The sequence below is a fragment of the Paracoccus sediminilitoris genome (assembly GCF_003259195.1).
GTDB lineage: Bacteria > Pseudomonadota > Alphaproteobacteria > Rhodobacterales > Rhodobacteraceae > Paracoccus > Paracoccus sediminilitoris.
Genome location: NZ_QJPK01000022.1, coordinates 39587 through 58001 on the forward strand (window position 1 = coordinate 39587; position 18415 = coordinate 58001).

The window sequence follows — 18415 nt, forward strand, 5'->3', positions numbered from 1 at the left end:
GGAAAATGCTGCCGTCGAACGCGGCTTTCGCGTCACAGGTTCCAGAGCGGCTATCTTGTGTGCAGCCGATATCCCTACCCAAGCTCTGCCAAGATGCCTATAGTGGATGGGGATTGCCGGATCGAAGGGACAACGGAATGCGCTGCCCATTTTGCGGGAACGTCGACACTCAGGTCAAGGATTCGCGTCCGGCCGAAGACAATGTGGCCATCCGCCGTCGCCGGTTCTGCCCGTCCTGCTCGGGGCGCTTCACGACCTACGAACGTGTTCAGCTGCGTGATCTGGTCGTCGTCAAATCCAATGGCAAGCGCGAGGATTTCGACCGCGACAAGATGGCCCGTTCCATCCGCATCGCCATGCAGAAGCGCCCGGTCGAGCCCGAGCGGATCGAACAGATGATCAGCGGCATCGTCCGCCGTCTGGAAAGCACGGGCGAAACCGACATTCCCTCCAAGGCCATCGGCGAGATCGTGATGGAGGCCCTGTCACGGATCGACAATGTCGGCTATGTGCGTTTCGCCAGCGTCTACAAGAATTTCCAGGATGCGAATGACTTCGACAAATTCGTGTCCGAACTGCGCCCCGGCGCCACCAAGATTGACCTCTGATCCCGCACAGGACGCCAGCCACATGGCCCATGCCCTGCGCCTTGCGCGGCGCGGGCTTGGCAATGTCTGGCCCAATCCCGCCGTCGGCTGCGTGCTGGTGCGCGACGGTCGCGTCGTAGGACGGGGCTGGACGCAGCCCGGCGGTCGCCCCCATGCCGAACGCATGGCGCTGGATCATGCAGGCGACTTGGCGCGCGGCGCGACGGCCTATGTCACACTGGAACCTTGCGCCCATCACGGCCGAACGCCCCCCTGCGCCGAAGGGTTGGTCGCGTCAGGCGTGACCCGCGTCGTGACCGCGCTGACCGATCCCGATCCGCGCGTGGCGGGCAAGGGGCATGCCATGCTGCGCGCGGCGGGCATTGCCCTGACCCAAGGGGTGCTGGCCGATCGCGCGGCCGAGTTGCAGGCGGGGTTTCTGAGCCGCATCACGCGGCGCCGGCCCTTCGTGACGCTGAAGCTGGCCAGCAGTCTTGACGGGCGGATCGCCATGGCCAGCGGGGAAAGCCGCTGGATCACCGGGCCGGACGCGCGCGCCCATGTGCATGCACTGCGCGCCCAGCATGACGCGGTGATGGTCGGGGGGATGACGGCGCGCGCCGACCTGCCGCAGTTGAACGTGCGCGGCATCCACACGCCTCAGCAGCCTGTCCGCATCGTGGTCTCCAGCCAGGCATTGCCGCCGCTTGCGCCGCAGGATGCCGATCATGGCCCCCTGTGGCGGGTCGACGGCGCGCCTGAACAGATCATGGCCGATCTGGCGGGGCGCGGCATCACCCGCATCTTCTGCGAGGGCGGTGGCCGCTTGGCCGCCGGCCTTTTGGCGGCGGGGCTGGTCGATCAGGTCATCGGTTACAGCGCGGGGCTGATGCTGGGATCGGATGCGCGGCCCTTCGTCGGGCCGACCGGATGGGAACGGCTGGCCGAGGCACCACGGTTCCGGCTGGTCGAAACGCGCCCGATCGGGCCCGACCTGTTCCACCGCTGGCGGGTGCTTTAGCGCCGCCAGATCCAGGCATGTCCGGCCAGCGCCCCCTGGGCCTTGGCCAGCAGGCGAAGCGTCGGAGGCTGCCCGCCGGTTCCCATCCGCAGGCGGTCCAGCGCAACCTCGGGCGGGCAGGGCAGGCCGGTCAGCGGATCGCGATAGCGCGGATAGGCGATCAGGCAGGCATGGACCAGCGCTGCCAGGTCCGGCCTGGCCTGCCTGCGCGCAGGTATCGGTCCCAGATCCCGCGTCAGGCCCCAGCCCGCATAGAAGGGCGCGCCAAGCGTTGTCACCGGAACTCCGCGCAGCAACGCCTCGAACCCCATGGTCGAGGTGATGGTCCAAAGCTCGTCCACGTTGCCGATCAGCGCGACGGGATCGGCCCGATCGGCGACGTGATCGGCCAGTTGGCGGGCGTCGATCCGGCCGGGGCGCAGGCCGGCCTCGACATCGGGATGGGGCTTGAAGACGATGAAGGCGTCCGGGTTTTCGGCGCGCACGCGTTCCAGCAGCGCAAGGTTCGTGCGTTCGACCCCCGCCCCCTTCAGGATCGAGGCGTCGTTTTCCACCTGACCGGGAACCAGGATGCGACGGCAATGGTCGCATGGCGGCAGGTCAGTGACGCCGTCCAGATTGTATTTCGACAGCCGCGCGGCGATCAGGGTTGCAATCAATCGCTGCGCCCGGTCATGCCCGCCCGGCGGCAGGTCCTGGGCAATCAGGCGTTCCAGCCGCGACGGCGCTGTCGGGTCGAAATAAATGCCCAGATCGTCGGCCACGACCGACAGCGGCGGCGTCAGCGCCGCCCCAAGGCCGCGCGATCGCAGAAAGCCGTCCTCGACCCGCGTGGCCCGCGGAACGTCCCCGGCATGGCCGGCCCAAGCCAGCGTCACCTGCGCCGAGGGCTTGGCCGCGAAACGCAAGGGGGCAGCATCGCCGAATTCGCGGGCGATGAAGCGACGTTTCCACAGCCGCATGCCATAGGCCAAGTGGCCGCCGCGATCCTGTCGAAAGGCCCGCGTTTCCGCCTGCATCTGGTCCAAGGCGCCGTCGAAATCGGTCAACCGGTCGCGGCAGGGATCGTACCATGTCGAGCCGTTCAGATGGCTGGCCGCGAAAAGCGCGCTGCGGGTCGCAGTACCGCGATGCAGGGGCAGGTCGTCTTGGGTCAAGCCCCATCCCGCATAAAAGGGCTGGCCAAAGAGCCGGGGGGTATGCCCGGCCAGCAGCGCCTCGTATCCCAGCTGAGAGCTGACGGCATAGACCGCGTCCGCCGCCTCGACCAGTCGCCAAGGTGAAACCAGCCCGTCGCAGATCAGGTCGCCCGGTCGCAGATCGTCTGGCCCAAGATGCCCCTGCCGAAGTCCCGAGGCGGTTTCGGGATGGGTGCGGATAATAATGCGGCGGCCCGGATTTTCGTCCCGTGCGGCGGTCAGCATCTGCAAAAACCGGTCCCGTCCCGCCCCCTGCAGCGATGCATCGCCACGCGTCTGGTCGATGACCAGCACGTAACCCGGCGCGGGCGGCGGCAGGTCGGGATCGTGCATGTTGTATTTCGACAGATCCAGAGCCCGCAGCCGCGCCAGACCCTGATCGGCCTGCGCGATCTGCGCCCTGGACAGGGGCTGTGCGATCAGCCGCTCCAGAAGCGAGGGCCGCGAGGGGTCGAAATGGAGGCCGATCGGGTCGATCAATAGCCCGATGGGGCCGCGTCGCGCCAGCCGTTCCCGGCTGCGCCCCGGCAGGATCGACCGCAGGAATGCGTCTTCGACCGTGACCACGGGGCTGGCATGGCGGCGCGCAATGGCCCGGCCGCGCCAAGCGGTGGGACTGGCCCCCCAGATGCCTATCGCATCGCCGGGACGCGGCAATCCGATGACGGGCCGCCATCCGGCAAGGGTCAGGATCCGCGCCAGCCGGGGGCGGTTCAGGAACCCCAGGTTGAAAATGCAAAGCCGCCGGGGGGTCCCGGCGGCTTTGTCGTCATTATCCATCATCGAAAGGTCAGTTGCCGATCGAGCTGAGGCTGTCGGCCGTCGCCGCGCTGCCGGTGACGGCGGACAGGGTCTTCTGCCACTGCACATAGGGTGCCTCGGTCACATAGACGGTGTCGCCGTCGCGGATGACGAAGTCGCGCGCCAGGAACAGGCCGTTGGGACGCGTCAGGTCCAGCACATAGGCGAAACGCTGCGACCCGATGACCGGTTTGCCCAGAACCCGGCTTGCCACCGATTCCGGTTCGTCGCGCAGAACGAAGACGCCGGTCGGATCGGCCAGGGTCGAATTCAGACCGCCGACCATGGCGATGGCTTCGGCCGCGTTGATGGTTTCATTGCCCAGGGGCACGCGGGTCTGGCCGCCAAGGGCGCCAAGGGCGGTGAAGTTGCGCTGGTCTTCCTCGACCACGATCAGGTCGCCCGGACGCAGGGCAATGTCGTTCGACGGGTTGGCATAGAGATCCGTCAGCCAGACGCGACCGCTGTCATTGCCACGCTTGACGGTGACGACGGCGACCTCGGGTGCGATGGCGACGCCGCCGGCGCGGGCCAGCATGGCCGACAGGCTGCGGGTCGGGCGTTCGATCGGATAGACGCCCTGGGCGCTGACGCTGCCGACGACGGACACCGTGGCGCCGTCACCGGCCATGCGCTGCACCGTCACCTGGGGATCGGGGGTCTGGGCGGAAAGACGCTCGGTGATGGTCTGGCGCAGCTGGTCGGGGGTGCTGCCGGCGGCGCGGACGCGGCCTGCATAGGGCACGAAGATGAAGCCCGCGCTGTCCACCTGGATTTCGGTCAGCTGGGTCGAGCTGCTGCCGAGCGATGCCAGAAGACCGTCATCGACGTTCTCCCAGATCGACAGGCCCAGCACGTCGCCCGCCCGGATTTCATCCGCCCCGACCTGGCCGGCCGAACGGAAGCTGTTCGAGAACCCGTAGGAGGGCGCAAAATTGGCGGCCCTGGTCACGTGGTCATTCACATAGATCACCTGGGTGTTGCCACCGCGTTCGACCGCGCCATCGAAAATCTCGCCCTTGTTGGGGCCCGAACGCGGCAATGCACAAGCCGATACGAGGACCATAGACGCCATCAGAAGCAGCCTGACCGGCGCCTTGAACCGAAACAAAACTGTCACCTCGCATACTCCTGTTATCCAGTTCCGGTCTTTGAAGACCGGTTCGTCATTAGCTTAGCCTTGCCATCCTTGGCAGGCTATCGAATCTCGTCGCGCCGGCATCATCCGTCGCGGTCGCCAAGCTGCTGACGGGGAAGCGTGCGCCCCGATGCCAGCGCCTGATAGGGGTCTTCGGCCGACAGCATCATGTCCGCGACCTGCCGCAGGGCATGGGCGCGCGATCTGCCGGCATAGTAACCGCCCGGAACCTGGCTGGTCTGTAGCAGGTAGTCGCGGAAGACGCGATAGGCCTGCGGGTCGGGGGCATCGGGCGATTGCAGGAAATCCTCCAGCGATTGCTCTGATACCAGTCCCGGCTTTTCATAGACGGCACGGCCCAGGGTCTTGACCGGGATGCCGCGCCACAAGGCCTGCTGGGCGGCGGTGGAATTGACCGTGACGACCGCGCGTGCATGGGACAGGATTTCGGCCAGCTTGCCGCCGCGGATATAGTGGACGCGTTCGGGGATGCCGGCGGCAGCGGCGGCGGCCCGGATGGCGGCACGGTTACCCGCGCGCCCGTCCTCCAGCGGGTGGGCCTTGAAAACCAGGTGGTGGTGGCGCGGGGCCGATCGGGCAAAGGCCGCGATGACCACCTGGATGAACTGGGCATTTTTGGTGAAGGGTGAATGGCCCAGGAAATTCGAATCATGTTCCAGCTGCATCGGCACCAGCGCATAGGGCCATCCCGACAGTCGCAGCCTTCGCCATTGCAGCGCGCGCCCCAGGTTATAGGCAGGCGCCAGCATGAAGCGGCGCAGGTTCAGACGGAATTCCTGCACCACGGAAATCGCCCGGTGCCCGTGATAGGCGCGATAGCGCCCATTCGCGATCAGGATCAGGAAATGATAGAAGGCGCCATAGAACTTGTGCTGGCGCATGTCGCCCCAATGGGCGGGGGGGCGGCGCACCTCGTTGATCTGTTCGCGCAGCACGGCGCGCATTTCGTCCAGCCCGATCCCCAGCAGCGCCGAATTTCCGTTCGACCCGTGGCGTTCATAAGTGATCCAGTAGGGACGCAGATAGCCTTCCTCGAAGACGTGGAAGCGGATGCCTTGGGCGGCGGCCTGCGACCGTGCGGTGTCGTGGATGGCGCGGACATCGCCGTAAAGCACGATATCGGTCACGCTCTTGTCGCGGATCAGGTCGGCCAGATGGTCGGGCCATTCCAGCACGCTGCCCTCGTGCCGGATGAAATGCGGCTTGTCGCTCCAGAAGAATTCGTCGCCCGCGTTGAAGCCGCAGCGCCAAACCTGCGCCCCGGCGGCCCGCAACAGCCGCGCAAGCCGGTCGAAGAACGGCCCGTGCGGTCCCTGCAACATCAGGAAGACGCGGCCATCGGCGGGCAGGGCGGTCATGTCCATATCATCCGCCGCTGATCCGGTCGTGACGGCCGGATCGGTCCTGTCGGGGTTGGCGGTGTCCAGATCATACATGGGCAACTTGCGAAAATTCCGTATCCTCGCCGACACGTTACCACATGGGATGCCATGAACGCCGTCCCCGATCCAGCAATTTGTCCCGATGGTGCAAATGGTAACGGTTCTGCCACACCGGGGTTGGTCCTTGATCGGAAAGGGGCGATGGCCTAGGTCAATCGCAAAGACGGAAAGGGATGGCTATGTTCACCGGGATCATCACGGATATCGGCATCGTCCGCGCGGTCGAGATGCGCGGCGACATGCGGGCGCGCATCGGTTGCGGCTACGACATGTCGGGTGTCGATCTCGGGGCATCCATCGCATCGGACGGCGTCTGCCTGACGGTCGTGGCCAAGGGCGACGATTGGTACGATGTCGACATCTCGGCCGAGACGCTTTCCAAGACCAATATCGGCAGCGAAGGCTGGCAGGTCGGCCAGCGCCTGAACCTGGAACGCGCGCTGCGCGTGGGGGACGAGCTGGGCGGCCATATCGTCAGCGGCCATGTCGACGGCGTGGCGCGGATCGTCTCGGCGGTGAATGACGGCGACAGCCTGCGCCTGACCTTCGAGGCGCCGCCCGAACTGGCCCGCTTTGTCGCGCCCAAGGGGTCGGTCGCGCTGAACGGCACCTCGCTGACCGTGAACGAGGTTGACGGCAACCGTTTCGGCATCAACCTGATCCCCCATACCCAGCAGGTCACGACATGGGGCGATGCCCGTGAAGGTGACGCCGTGAACCTGGAAATCGACACGCTGGCCCGCTATGTCGCGCGGCTTGCCGAAGCCGGATAACCCGCCCCGCCGACAGGGCCATCAAAGGACAGCCAGATGAAATTCGAAGAACCCGGCCCCGTCGAAAGCGACCTGTCGGCCGTGATCGCCCCCACCGAGGAGATCATCGAGGAGGCCCGCAACGGCCGCATGTTCATCCTGGTCGACCATGAGGACCGCGAGAACGAGGGCGACCTGGTGATCCCCGCGCAGATGGCCACGCCCGACGCCATCAACTTCATGGCCACCCACGGGCGCGGGTTGATCTGCCTGTCTCTGACCGCCGAACGGATCGAGGCCCTGGGCCTGACCCTGATGAGCCCCAAGAACTCCAGCCGTCACGAGACCGCCTTCACCGCCTCCATCGAGGCGCGCGAAGGCGTGACCACGGGCATCAGCGCCCATGACCGCGCCCGCACCGTCAGCGTGGCGATCGATCCCGCGAAGGGGGCGGCCGACATCGCGACCCCCGGCCACGTCTTTCCGCTGCGCGCCCGCGACGGCGGCGTGCTGGTCCGCGCGGGCCATACCGAAGCCGCGGTCGACATCTCGCGCCTGGCGGGGCTGAACCCCGCTGGCGTCATCTGCGAGATCATGAACGACGACGGCAGCATGGCGCGTCTGCCCGACCTTGTGGAATTCGCGCAGCGCCACAAGCTGAAGATCGGCACGATCAGCGACCTGATCCGCTATCGCCGCCGCCACGACAACCTGATCGTGGAACGCAGCCAGCGTCAGGTCCATTCGGCCTTTGGGGGCGACTGGACGATGCGGGTCTTTGCCGATCAGACGCAGGGCACCGAACATATCGTGCTGACCAAGGGCGACGTGACAGGCGATCAGCCGGTCCTGGTGCGCATGCATGCGCTGGACCCGCTGCACGACGTGCTGGGCGTCGGGCGCGAGGCGTCGGGCAGCATCGGTGCCGCGATGAAGGCCATCGCCGAGGAAGGTTGCGGTGCGGTCGTGCTGATCCGCGATCTGACCCACGCCATCGTCGATGCGACCGAAGCCGGGCCCCACACCCTGCGTCAATACGGGCTGGGGGCGCAGATCCTGTCGGCGCTGGGCCTCTCGCAGCTGATCCTTCTGACCAATTCCGCACCGGTGAAGGTGGTTGGGCTTGACGCCTACGGTCTTTCCATTCATTCCACCCGGCCTATCCCCAAGGATTGAGACATGGCCTCGAACACGCAACATCACGAATTGGCATTGCCGCATTTTGATGCGCCGGTGCGGCTGCTGGCCGTCGTGTCGCCCTATTACAAGGACGTCACCGACGGGATGCTGGCGGGCGCGCGGGCAACCGCGCAGCAGGCGGGCGCGGTGTTCGATGTGATCGAGGTGCCGGGCGCGCTGGAGATCCCGACCGCCGTGGGCATGGCCGCGCGCAGCGGCCGTTATGACGGGTTCGTGGCGCTGGGCTGCGTCATCCGCGGGGAAACGACGCATTACGACACGGTCTGCAACGACAGCTCTCGCGGGTTGACGCTGCTGGGGCTGCAGGGCGTCTGCGTCGGCAACGGTATCCTGACGGTGGAAAACTTGGGCCAGGCTCAGGTCCGCGCCGATCCGGATGGACAGAACAAGGGGGGCGGGGCGGCCGCAGCGGCGCTGCATCTGGTCGCGCTGTCCCGCAGATGGGCAGGCACGCGCAAGGACGCCGCCGCCCCGCATGATGTGATCCGCCTGGCAGGCGAGTTGGAAGGGCAAGGCAAAGCATGAGCGACAACGAACAAGAGGGTGCCAAGCGCCCCGACCGCCGGACGCTCAGCAGCGCGGCACGGCTTTACGCCGTCCAGGCGCTGTTCCAGATGGAGGCGATGGGCCAAGCCTCGGACCGCGTCACCAATGAATTCCGCAACTATCGCATCGATTTCGAAGACCGCGACGGCCCTACCGCCCAGGCAGACGAAGAATTGTTCGAGCGGATCGTCGATCACGCCGTCATGTGGCAGTCGCGCATCGATCAGGCCACCGACAAGGGGTTGGTCGAAAAATGGCCGATCGACCGTCTGGACCCTGTCCTGCGCGCCGTCTTTCGCGCCGCCGGTGCCGAATTGGTGCTGAACCGGGCGCCGTTCCGGGTGATCATCACCGAATATGTGCGCCTGACCCAGGCTTTCTTCGCCGAAGGCAAGGAATCGAAATTCGTGAATGCGGTTCTGGACCACATGGCGCGGACGCTTCAGCCCGACTCATTCAACTGACTGCGCTGAACATGTGATATGCAGAGGCCCGGACCCGACATGGTTCGGGCCTTTTTCATGGGATTGTGTCGGTGCGGGATCGGAAATGGGGGTGAAGCGACTGTGACCCCGCCGCAAGATGACGTTGAGATCGTTGTATCTGTGCAACAATCACGGTGCCGTCACCGCCTTTAAAAACTGCCTAATAATTAAACAATCACGCGGATGTTTCAAACCTGTCATCTGATCGCCTAGGTGACTTGACCGTCATCTAACCGCAATTCGGCCAGCATAAACACGACATATAAAAGTCACGCTTTGGTTGCATCATTTTATGTTTCACATTATTTTCGGCAAGTTTTTGCCATTTTTCGTCAAGGGCAGGTTCGCTCACATTTCCGCTAGCAGTTGTTCTGGATACTGGCTCTGTGAACCCAAAGGCGCTTTCATTAATTGATCATCCAGCAGAGACGCTTCGGACCCATGACGGGATCGGAACCCTCCCAACTCAGCTCGTGAGGACATGAAATGAAAAAAGTTACGCTGCTGACCGGCACCGCCGCACTCGTCGCCGCCCTGTCGGCACCTGCCTTCGCGCAGACCCAAATCGCCTCGGGCGCTGATGCTGCGGGCGTTTCGGCCATCGACGATCGCATCACCGACATCGAAGACAATGTCACCGACAACTTCGACCGCGCCGTCGACGCAGACCGCTTCGGTCCCGCCGATCGCCGTCAGGGTCTGTTCGGCACCATGTCGCTGAGCTACTCGGGCCGCACCGGCAACAACGAAAACCAGGATCTGGCCGTCGCCGGCCGCATCAACAACAACCAGGGCCAGTTCGCCCAGAGTGTTGGCCTGTCGCTGGAATTCGGCGAAGATGACAACGGCAACAAGGACCAGGAAGAAGTCAACGCGATCTATGACGCGCAGTACTACTTCAACGACCAGTTCTATGCCTTCGCACTGGGCCGCATCAGCCAGAACGGTCTGGTCGATGGCGAGCGCAACAGCGAAGCGCAGTCGGCAGAAGACTTCCAAGCCGAATTCAGCGACCTGCGCCGTGATGCCTTCCTGGGCTTTGGTCCGGGTTACCGCATCATCAACAACCCCACCACCACCTGGCGCGTCCAGGCCGGTGTCGGCGTTCGCTACACCCAGACCGGTGCCCAGTATGCCGGCTTTAATCGGGTTGAGCAGGCAGATGGGACTTATACTAACGTTCCCGTCTCTGACAGCTCGGATACCGATGTCGGCTACATCGCGTCCTCGCGTCTGTACCACCGCATCAACGAAAACGTCTTCATTACCAACGACACCGACTACCTCGGGTCGAGCGATGCGGATGACGTCATCACCAACGAATTCGGTGTGAACTTCCGCCTGTCGGAGCAGCTGGCCACCCGCGCAAGCTACACCACCGAATATCAGGAAAACCGCAAGATCCGCACCGACAACTCGTTGGGTCTGGCAGTCGTTTACGGCTTCTGATCTTCGGGTCACTTGTCTCTCTGATGGAAGGGCGGTCCGCAAGGTCCGCCCTTTTTCTTTCTTCGGTCAGGAATAGGCGCCAGCCGAATAGGTCAGCTCATAGCTGTGGCTGTAGATTTCGAAGACGATGCCGAAGGGGTCTTCGACATAGACCATGCGATAGGGCTTTTCGTCGGGGAAATATTCACGCACCGGCATCCGCTGCTTGCCGCCCGCGGCGACGATGCGGGCCAGCAGGCCTTCCAGATCGGGGTCCTGGATGGCGAAATGGAAGGTCCCGTGGCGGCGGAAGGGCAGGTTGTCCTCGGGGGCTTCGTTGCCGTCGAACTCGAACAGCTCGAAACCGATGCGGTCGGCCGTTGCCAAGTGGGCTATACGCAGGCTGTTCCAGCCGGGGCCGAAGACGTCCGTGCACATCTGGCCGATATCGCCGTCATCTTCCTTCACCTGCGTGGGCTGCATGACCCTGTAAAAGCCCATCACCTCGGAATAGAATCTGACGGCGGCGTCCAGATCGGGGACCGAGAGGCCGATATGGGAAAAGGCGCGGGGGGCCGGGGTCATGTCTTGTCCTTTCGCTGATTTCTGACCCTCAGCTAGCCAGCGCGGACCCCTATGTGAAATTATCATTCGGCATGGTTTTTATAACGGAACGGAATGATGCTGAATGCGGGCTGGCTTCACACCTTTGCGGCCCTGTGTCAGACGGGCCATTTCACCAAGACGGCCCGACGCCTTGGCATGACGCAACCGGGCGTGTCGCAGCATCTGCGCAAGCCGGAGACACAGGTCGGCCAGCCGCTGATTGTCCAGCAGGGCAAGGGTTTTTCCCTGACCCAGGCCGGCGAAGCGGTGCAGCAACTGGCCCTGTCCCGACAAGAGGAAGAACGTCGCCTGATGCAGGCGCTGCAAACCGACGACCCCGATCAGGGCGAGGTGCGCATCGCCTGTTCGGGCAGCTTTGCCTTGCCATTGGCGCCCGCGCTTTTCCCGTTGATGCAGCAGGCGCCGGGGCTGACCGTCCGGCTGGAGGCCGCCCCCCACGCGCCCGTCCTGCAGGGTCTGCAGGACGGGCGCGTGGATCTGGGCATCCTTGACCACGACCCCGCCCATCCCCGGTTGCAGGCCCGCCATCTGGGGCAGGAACAGCTGTGCCTGGTTGTTCCCACCGTTTGGTCTGGCCCCCCGGCTTCGATGATCTGCAGCGTGCGGGTTTCATCGCGCATCCGGATGGCTTTGGTTATGCCGACGATCTGTTCGCCCTGAATTTCCCCGATGATTTCACCGGATCGGAGGGGTTGCACCTGCGCGGATTCCTGAACCAGATCGGGCAGATCCCGTCCCCGGTGGCGCGGGGCGTCGGCTATACCCTGCTGCCGCGCAGCGGGTTTCAGACACATCCGGACCGTGACGGATTGCGCATCGCGGATCTGCCGCACAAGCGCCATCATCAGCTATGGCTGGTCAGTCGCCGGGACCGCCCGATGACGGCCCGCCTGCGCAAGATCGCGGGACTGGTATCCGATGTGGCCACGCAGCTGGCCGCCCCCGAACAGGACGGCCCCGGGTGATCAACGCGCCGATGTTCAGCCAAAGACCTCGGGGCGATCCAGGCGCAGGCGGTCCAGGATGTCGTTGATATGGCCCAGATGATCGCGCACCGCCAGGGCGGCGGCGTCCGGGTCGCGGGCGCGCAGGGCCGCGATGATGGTGCGGTGTTCGGAAAACGCCGCCTCGGCCCCGAATGACAGGCTGAGATAGCGCACCCGGTCCATGTGCCCTTTGTTTTCCCGCACCAGCGCCCAGACGAAACCCAGCCCCGCCGCCTTGCAGATATCCTGATGGAACTGATCGTCCAGGACGTGGAATTCGGCAAAGCTGTCAGTCTTGATCGCGGCCTCTTGCCGGTCCAGCAGCGCGTCCAGATCGGTCAGGTTCTGGGCGGTCAGGCTGGTCGCGGCATGGCGGATGGTCTGTTCCTCCAGCGCACTGCGGATGAAATAGGCCTGCAGCACGGCTTCCTGGGAAATCGGCGTCACTGTGGTGGCGCGCTGCGGGCGGATCTGGATGAAGCCCAGCTGCGACAGCCGATAAAAGGCATCGCGCACCGGCTGACGCGACACGTCCATCTGGGCTGCCACCTCTGATTCGGACAGCTTGCTGCCGGGGGGCAGGGTCAGGTTGACCACGCGGTCGTAAAGCACGTCGAAGATCTGGTCGGTGACCGTGCGGGGGCGCAGTTCATCCATGCTTGGCAAGGCCTTGAGGCTGGCAGAGGGCATATGCGGCTCCTGTTGACGCGATTTGTAAACTAGCATATTAGTTGACCACATCCAAGGCAAGCAGGGCAGGGGATCAACTGGTGACGCTTTTGCACGAAGACAGGCTTTTTCCAACGGACCCGGCATTGCGCGATCTGGCGCGCGCCCTTTATGACGATGTGAAGGCGCTGCCGATCCTGTCACCGCATGGCCATACTGACCCGCGCTGGTTCGCCGAGGATCAGCCTTTCCCGGACCCCGCCCAACTGTTCATGACGCCCGACCATTATGTCTTTCGCATGCTGTGTTCGCAGGGCATCGCGCTGCGCGACTTGGGCGTGCCGCGGGTCGATGGCGGCCCAACGGAAACCGACGGGCGCAAGATCTGGCGCCTGTTTGCGCAGCATTACCACCTGCTGCGCGGAACACCGTCGCGGCTGTGGCTGGACCACAGCTTTCAGCATGTCTTCGGCATCGACCGCCGCCTGTCGGCAGAGACGGCGGATTGGTATTACGACCATATCGCGGAATGTCTGGCCAAGCCCGAATTCCGCCCCCGCGCATTGTTCGAGCGGTTCGACATCGAGGCCATCGCCACGACCGAAGCCGCGACCGACGATCTGCGCTGGCACGCGATGATCAAGGGCAGCGGCTGGCAGGGCCGGGTCATCACCGCCTATCGCCCCGATGGCGTCATCGATCCCGAGATGGCGGGTTTCGCCGACAATGTTGCGCTGATGGGACAGCAGACCGGCTTTGACACGACGACCTGGGCCGGATACCTGGACGCGCATCGCGCGCGGCGGGCGTTTTTCATCGAACATGGCGCGACCTCCAGCGATCACGGCCATGCCAGCGCCCGGACCGAGGACCTGCCCCAGGCCGAGGCGGCGGCGCTGTTCGCCAAGGTCTTGCGCGGCATCTGCACCCCCGAGGAGGCCGACGCCTTCCGCGGCCACATGCTGACCGAGATGGCACGGATGAGCCTGGAAGACGGGCTGGTCATGCAGATCCATCCCGGGTCCCGCCGCAACCATTCCGACCAGGTGCTGGCGATGTTCGGGCGCGACAAGGGCTTCGACATCCCCGGCCGCACCGATTACGTGACCGCGCTGCGCCCGCTGCTGAACGCGGTGGGCATGGACCCGCGGCTGACGCTGATCCTGTTCACGCTGGACGAAACCGCCTATGCGCGCGAGCTGGCGCCCCTGGCCGGCGTCTGGCCCTGCCTGCGGCTTGGCCCCGCATGGTGGTTCCATGACAGCGCCGAGGGGATGCGGCGCTTTCGCGAGATGACCACCGAAACGGCCGGTTTCTACAACACCGTGGGGTTCAACGACGACACCCGCGCCTTCTGTTCGATCCCCGCGCGCCACGACGTCGCGCGCCGGGTGGATTGTTCCTATCTGGCCACGCTGGTCGCCACGGGTCGTCTTGCGGAAGACGAGGCCCCCGAGGTGGCGCGTGACCTGACCTATGGCCTAGCGAAACGGGCCTATAAACTCTGAACTGCTTATTTTGGGAGGATAAGATGAAGTTCCTGATGACGACGATTGCCGGGCTGATGTGCTCGGTCAGCATTGCCGGCGCGTGCGAGATCACGCTGCGGTCCTCGGACACTCATCCCGACGGGTATCCGACGGTCGAGGGCGTCAAGGCGATGGCCGCCGAGGTCGAGGAAAAGACCGATGGCCGCATTTGCATCGAGGTCTTCCCCTCGTCCCAGCTGGGCGAGGAGAAGGACACGATCGAACAGACCCAGTTCGGCGTCATCGACATGGTCCGTGCCAGCTTCGGGTCGTTCAACGACATCGTGCCGGTCACGCAACTGATGTCGCTGCCCTATCTGTTCCGGTCGGTCGACCACATGCACACCGTGATGGACGGCCCCATCGGCGAGGAGATCGGAGCGGGCTTCGAGGAGAACGACCTGATCGCGCTGGCCTATTACGACGGCGGCTCGCGCAGCTTCTACAACTCGCAAAAGCCGATCCAGTCGATCGCCGACCTGGAAGGAATGAAGTTCCGTGTCATGCAGAACGACGTCTTCGTCGACATGATGAGCGCGCTTGGCGCCAACGCCACGCCGATGCCCTATGGCGAGGTCTATTCCTCGATCCAGACCGGCGTCATCGACGGGGCGGAAAACAACTTCCCCAGCTATGACAGCTCGGGCCATGCCGAGGTAGCCAAGTATTTCACGCTGGACGAACACCTGATGGTGCCCGAACTGGTCGCCATGTCCAAGGCCAGCTGGGACAAGCTGAGCCCCGAGGACCAGGAGATCATCCGCGAGGCGGCCCGCAATTCCGCCACGGTCCAGCGCGAGCTGTGGGCCGAACAGGAAAAGGCGTCGCAGGAAAAAGTCAAGGCCGCCGGCGCCGAGATCATCACCGAGATCGACAAGACCCCGTTCATCGAGGCGATGGCCCCGGTCTATGAGAAATACGTCACCACCCCCGAGGCGCAGGACCTGGTCAAGCGCATTCAGGACACGCAGTGACATCAGGCCGCCCGCGTCATTCGCGGGCGGCTTTCTTCGAACGTGAAGGGAACGCGCCATGCGCGATGGATTGATCCGGCTTGCCCGGATGACGGGGGCTGTCGCCACTGCGGGCCTGTGGGTGGCGGGTATCGGGCTGGTGCTGATGACCGCCTTCGTCTTTGCCCAGGTGGTCTTTCGTTACGTGATCGGCAGCAGCCTGTTCTGGGCCGAACCTGCCAGCGTCATGCTGATGGGATGGTTCATCTTCCTGGGGGCCGCGATCGGCGTGAAGGAAGGGTACCATCTGTCCTTCGACGTTGGCCTGATGGTGGTGCCGGCCAGCTGGCGCCCGTGGTTTCACAGCCTGTCGGACCTTGTCGTCACCGCCTTCGGGTTCGGCATGGCGTGGTATGGCTGGCAGCTGGCCGAACGGGTGGCATCCGGTGTCGTGCCGGGGCTGGGCATCTCGCGACTATGGGATTTCGCGCCGCTGGTGGCGGGCGGCATCCTGCTGATGCTGTTTTCCATCGAGCGCATCCTGCGTCGTGCCGCCGGTCTGAAGACCGCCCGCTTTGGCGAGATGGACGACGCCGCGGACGGGCAGGTGGACGGCGTGGCGGATGGACCCGCCGCGCGGGACGTCCTGAAATCGGGCCCCGCAACGGGCAGCAAGGAATAACGCGATGGAACTTTGGATTCTTTTCGGCAGCTTCACCGCGCTTTTGCTGATCGGCACGCCGGTCGCGTTCTGCCTGGGTGCGGCCAGCTTTGCGACCATCCTCTATCTGGGATTGCCGCCGGTGGTGGTCTTCCAGCGCCTGAACAGCGGCATTTCCGTCTTTGCGCTGATGGCCATCCCCTTCTTCATCTTCGCGGGCGACCTGATGGTGCGCGGCGATATCGCGCGACGGCTGGTGGCCCTTGCGGGGGCGATGGTCGGGCATATGCGCGGCGGCCTGGGCCAGGTCAACATCATGGCCAGCCTGATGTTCGGCGGGGTCAGCGGTTCGGCCGCGGCCGACGCCAGCGCTGTGGGTGGGCTGATGGTCCCCCAGATGAAGGAACGCGGATATGACGTCGATTACGCTGTCAACATCACCGTGGTCAGTTCCATCATCGCGCTGATGATCCCGCCCAGCCACAACATGATCATCTATTCCATCGCCGCGGGCGGCCGTCTGTCGATTGCCGACCTGTTCACCGCGGGCATCCTGCCCGGGATGCTGCTGGCGGTGATGCTGATGGGGGCCGCGTGGTACGTGGCGCGCAAGAAGGGCTATCCGACCGAGCCCTTCCCCGGCCTGCGGATGCTGGGCACGCTGTTCGTGTCGGCGCTGCCGGGCCTGATCCTGATCGCGATCATCTTCGGCGGTGTGCGGTCGGGGGTCTTCACGGCATCCGAATCCTCGAACATCGCGGTGGTCTATGCGCTGCTGATCACGGCGCTGGTCTATCGCAGCCTGCCCTGGTCGGAATTCGTCGAGGCGACCAAGGGTGCCGTGCGCACCACCGCCATGGTCCTGCTGGTCATCGGCTGCGCGGCCTGTTTCGGCTGGCTGCTGGCCTATCTGCGGGTGCCCACGCAACTGGTCGCGTTGCTGGAAAGCGTCTCGGACAATCCGCTGGTCATCCTGCTGTTGATGAACGTGATCCTGCTGATCCTGGGCACGTTCATGGACATGTCGCCGCTGATTGTGATCACCACGCCGATCTTCCTGCCGGTGGCGCAGGCTTTTGGGGTCGATCCGGTGCATTTCGGCGTCATCCTGATCCTGAACCTGGGGATCGGGCTTTGCACGCCACCCGTGGGGGCGGTGCTGTTCGTCGGCTGCGCGGTCGGGCGCATCAGCATCTGGCAGGCCATGCGCACGATCTGGCCCTTCTATGGCGCGGCATTCCTGACGCTGATGCTGGTCACCTATGTCCCCGCCCTGTCCCTCTGGCTGCCTTCGGTGTTCAAATGAGCGATCCCATCCGCACTGTTCTTGCCCATTCGCCCGAATTGATGGTCGTCCGCTTTGCCTTTGCGGCGGGCGACCGGGGCGCGCTGCACAGCCATCCGCATGTGCAATCCACCTATGTCCGCACGGGGCGCTATCGCTTTACCCAGGACGGCCGCGACTTCGAGGTCGGCCCGGGCGACGCCTTCGTGATCCCTTCGGGCGCCGAACATGGCTGCCTGTGCCTCGAGGCGGGCGAGCTGATCGACAGCTTTACCCCCCGCCGCGACGATTTTCTGTGAAAGGACCCTCCATGACCCATGTCGAAACCCGCCACGCCATTCACCCGGAGCACGCGAAGGGCATGGACACCGCCCAGCTGCGCCAGCATTTCCTGGTCGAGGGTCTGTTCGCCCAAGGAGAGATCCGCCTGACCTATACCCATTACGACCGCTTTGTCGTGGGCGGCGCGGTGCCGAACGGCGCCCCCCTGACGCTGGATGCCATCGAAGAGACGAAGACCCCCAGCTTCCTGGACCGCCGCGAAATGGGCATCGTCAATATCGGCGGCGAGGGTCGGGTCGAGGCGGCGGGCGAGGCTTGGGACATGGCCACGGGCGACGTGCTCTATCTGGGCATGGGCGCGGGGGCCGTGACGTTTTCGGGGCAGGGGCGGTTCTACATCACCTCGGCGCCCGCGCATCGCGCGTTGCCGCATCGGCTGGTGACCGTGGCCGAGGCCAAGCATGTCCACATGGGCGCGGTCGAGACCAGCAACAAGCGCACCATCAAGCAGTTCATCCACCCGCTGGTCATGGAAAGCTGCCAGTTGGTTCTGGGTTATACCACGCTGGAGGACGGGTCGGTCTGGAACACCATTCCCAGCCATGTCCACGACCGCCGGATGGAGGCATACCTCTATCACGGCATGGCGCCGGAATCGCGCGTGCTGCACCTGATGGGCGAACCGCAGGAAACGCGCCACCTGTTCGTGGCCAATGAACAGGCCGTCCTGTCGCCTACCTGGTCGATCCATTCGGGCGCGGGCATTGGCGGATATACCTTCATCTGGGCGATGGCGGGCGACA

General features: G+C 64.7%; 20 protein-coding genes. 15 read left to right on the forward strand and 5 right to left on the reverse strand.

What is annotated here, in order from left to right:
* Positions 1-137: 137 nt before the first annotated feature.
* Positions 138-608 (forward strand): transcriptional regulator NrdR, encoded by a 471-nt coding sequence (nrdR, locus tag DKT70_RS14085; protein ID WP_111559742.1) that lies wholly within the window; start codon positions 138-140, stop codon positions 606-608.
* Positions 598-1608, forward strand: coding sequence for a bifunctional diaminohydroxyphosphoribosylaminopyrimidine deaminase/5-amino-6-(5-phosphoribosylamino)uracil reductase RibD (gene ribD / locus DKT70_RS14090; RefSeq protein WP_267895656.1), 1011 nt, complete (start codon positions 598-600; stop codon positions 1606-1608). Before nrdR ends, ribD begins: the two co-directional genes overlap by 11 nt.
* On the opposite strand, the gene DKT70_RS14095 is transcribed toward ribD, so the two are convergent.
* The 3 genes from DKT70_RS14095 to DKT70_RS14105 form a co-directional block, all read right to left on the reverse strand.
* The gene (locus tag DKT70_RS14095) at positions 1605-3587 is read right to left on the reverse strand and encodes a capsular polysaccharide biosynthesis protein (RefSeq protein WP_111559759.1); all 1983 of its coding nucleotides are present in this window, start codon (positions 3585-3587) and stop codon (positions 1605-1607) included. The two genes, ribD and DKT70_RS14095, sit on opposite strands and share 4 nt — an antisense overlap.
* A 10-nt stretch (positions 3588-3597) precedes the next feature.
* Positions 3598-4683 carry a polysaccharide biosynthesis/export family protein gene (locus DKT70_RS14100; RefSeq protein ID WP_456095299.1) on the reverse strand — a complete coding sequence of 362 codons (1086 nt, stop codon included), beginning with the start codon at positions 4681-4683 and terminating at the stop codon, positions 3598-3600.
* A 146-nt stretch (positions 4684-4829) separates the two neighbouring features.
* On the reverse strand, positions 4830-6203 hold the full coding sequence (locus DKT70_RS14105; protein WP_456095300.1) for a capsule biosynthesis protein: 1374 nt from the start codon (positions 6201-6203) through the stop codon (positions 4830-4832).
* A 185-nt stretch (positions 6204-6388) separates the two neighbouring features.
* Here DKT70_RS14105 and DKT70_RS14110 point away from each other — a divergent pair, with 185 nt between their 5' ends.
* From DKT70_RS14110 to DKT70_RS14130, 5 genes are all read left to right on the forward strand, one after another.
* Entirely contained in the window at positions 6389-6982 is a 594-nt protein-coding gene (locus DKT70_RS14110; protein ID WP_111559744.1) for a riboflavin synthase, read from the forward strand.
* A gap of 36 nt (positions 6983-7018) precedes the next feature.
* Positions 7019-8137: a 3,4-dihydroxy-2-butanone-4-phosphate synthase gene (ribB, locus tag DKT70_RS14115; protein WP_111559745.1), complete on the forward strand. Its 1119-nt coding sequence runs from the start codon at positions 7019-7021 to the stop codon at positions 8135-8137.
* A 3-nt stretch (positions 8138-8140) separates the two neighbouring features.
* Entirely contained in the window at positions 8141-8686 is a 546-nt protein-coding gene (locus DKT70_RS14120; protein ID WP_111559746.1) for a 6,7-dimethyl-8-ribityllumazine synthase, read from the forward strand.
* Entirely contained in the window at positions 8683-9171 is a 489-nt protein-coding gene (nusB, locus tag DKT70_RS14125) for a transcription antitermination factor NusB (protein WP_111559747.1), read from the forward strand. The genes DKT70_RS14120 and nusB overlap by 4 nt, the downstream gene beginning before the upstream one ends.
* A 507-nt stretch (positions 9172-9678) precedes the next feature.
* Complete coding sequence (locus tag DKT70_RS14130; RefSeq protein WP_111559748.1) at positions 9679-10641, forward strand: DUF481 domain-containing protein; 963 nt, start codon at positions 9679-9681, stop codon at positions 10639-10641.
* A gap of 66 nt (positions 10642-10707) precedes the next feature.
* On the opposite strand, the gene DKT70_RS14135 is transcribed toward DKT70_RS14130, so the two are convergent.
* Positions 10708-11205 (reverse strand): lactoylglutathione lyase family protein, encoded by a 498-nt coding sequence (locus DKT70_RS14135; RefSeq protein ID WP_111559749.1) that lies wholly within the window; start codon positions 11203-11205, stop codon positions 10708-10710.
* 93 nt (positions 11206-11298) lie between these two features.
* Between DKT70_RS14135 and DKT70_RS14140 the strand changes: the two genes are divergently transcribed.
* Both DKT70_RS14140 and DKT70_RS18675 read left to right on the forward strand, forming a co-directional pair.
* Entirely contained in the window at positions 11299-11907 is a 609-nt protein-coding gene (locus DKT70_RS14140) for a LysR family transcriptional regulator (RefSeq protein WP_267895657.1), read from the forward strand.
* Positions 11793-12212 (forward strand): LysR substrate-binding domain-containing protein, encoded by a 420-nt coding sequence (locus DKT70_RS18675; RefSeq protein WP_267895658.1) that lies wholly within the window; start codon positions 11793-11795, stop codon positions 12210-12212. The genes DKT70_RS14140 and DKT70_RS18675 overlap by 115 nt, the downstream gene beginning before the upstream one ends.
* Positions 12213-12227: 15 nt before the next feature.
* Here DKT70_RS18675 and DKT70_RS14145 read toward each other — a convergent pair whose 3' ends face one another.
* Positions 12228-12923, reverse strand: coding sequence for a GntR family transcriptional regulator (locus DKT70_RS14145; protein ID WP_111559750.1), 696 nt, complete (start codon positions 12921-12923; stop codon positions 12228-12230).
* 80 nt (positions 12924-13003) lie between these two features.
* On the opposite strand from DKT70_RS14145, the gene uxaC reads away from it, so the two are divergent.
* The 6 genes from uxaC to kduI all read left to right on the forward strand — a co-directional run.
* A complete protein-coding gene (gene uxaC / locus DKT70_RS14150) occupies positions 13004-14410 on the forward strand; it encodes a glucuronate isomerase (RefSeq protein WP_111559751.1) in 1407 nt (468 codons plus the stop codon).
* Positions 14411-14433: 23 nt separating this feature from the next.
* Positions 14434-15405, forward strand: a complete 972-nt coding sequence (locus DKT70_RS14155) for a TRAP transporter substrate-binding protein (RefSeq protein WP_111559752.1) — start codon at positions 14434-14436, stop codon at positions 15403-15405.
* 58 nt (positions 15406-15463) lie between these two features.
* Complete coding sequence (locus DKT70_RS14160) at positions 15464-16066, forward strand: TRAP transporter small permease (protein ID WP_111559753.1); 603 nt, start codon at positions 15464-15466, stop codon at positions 16064-16066.
* Positions 16067-16070: 4 nt separating this feature from the next.
* A complete protein-coding gene (locus DKT70_RS14165; RefSeq protein WP_111559754.1) occupies positions 16071-17351 on the forward strand; it encodes a TRAP transporter large permease in 1281 nt (426 codons plus the stop codon).
* Positions 17348-17629: a cupin domain-containing protein gene (locus DKT70_RS14170; RefSeq protein WP_072296286.1), complete on the forward strand. Its 282-nt coding sequence runs from the start codon at positions 17348-17350 to the stop codon at positions 17627-17629. Before DKT70_RS14165 ends, DKT70_RS14170 begins: the two co-directional genes overlap by 4 nt.
* Before the next feature lie 11 nt (positions 17630-17640).
* Positions 17641-18415: 5-dehydro-4-deoxy-D-glucuronate isomerase (gene kduI / locus DKT70_RS14175; protein ID WP_111559755.1), on the forward strand; the 775-nt coding region annotated here is incomplete at its 3' end.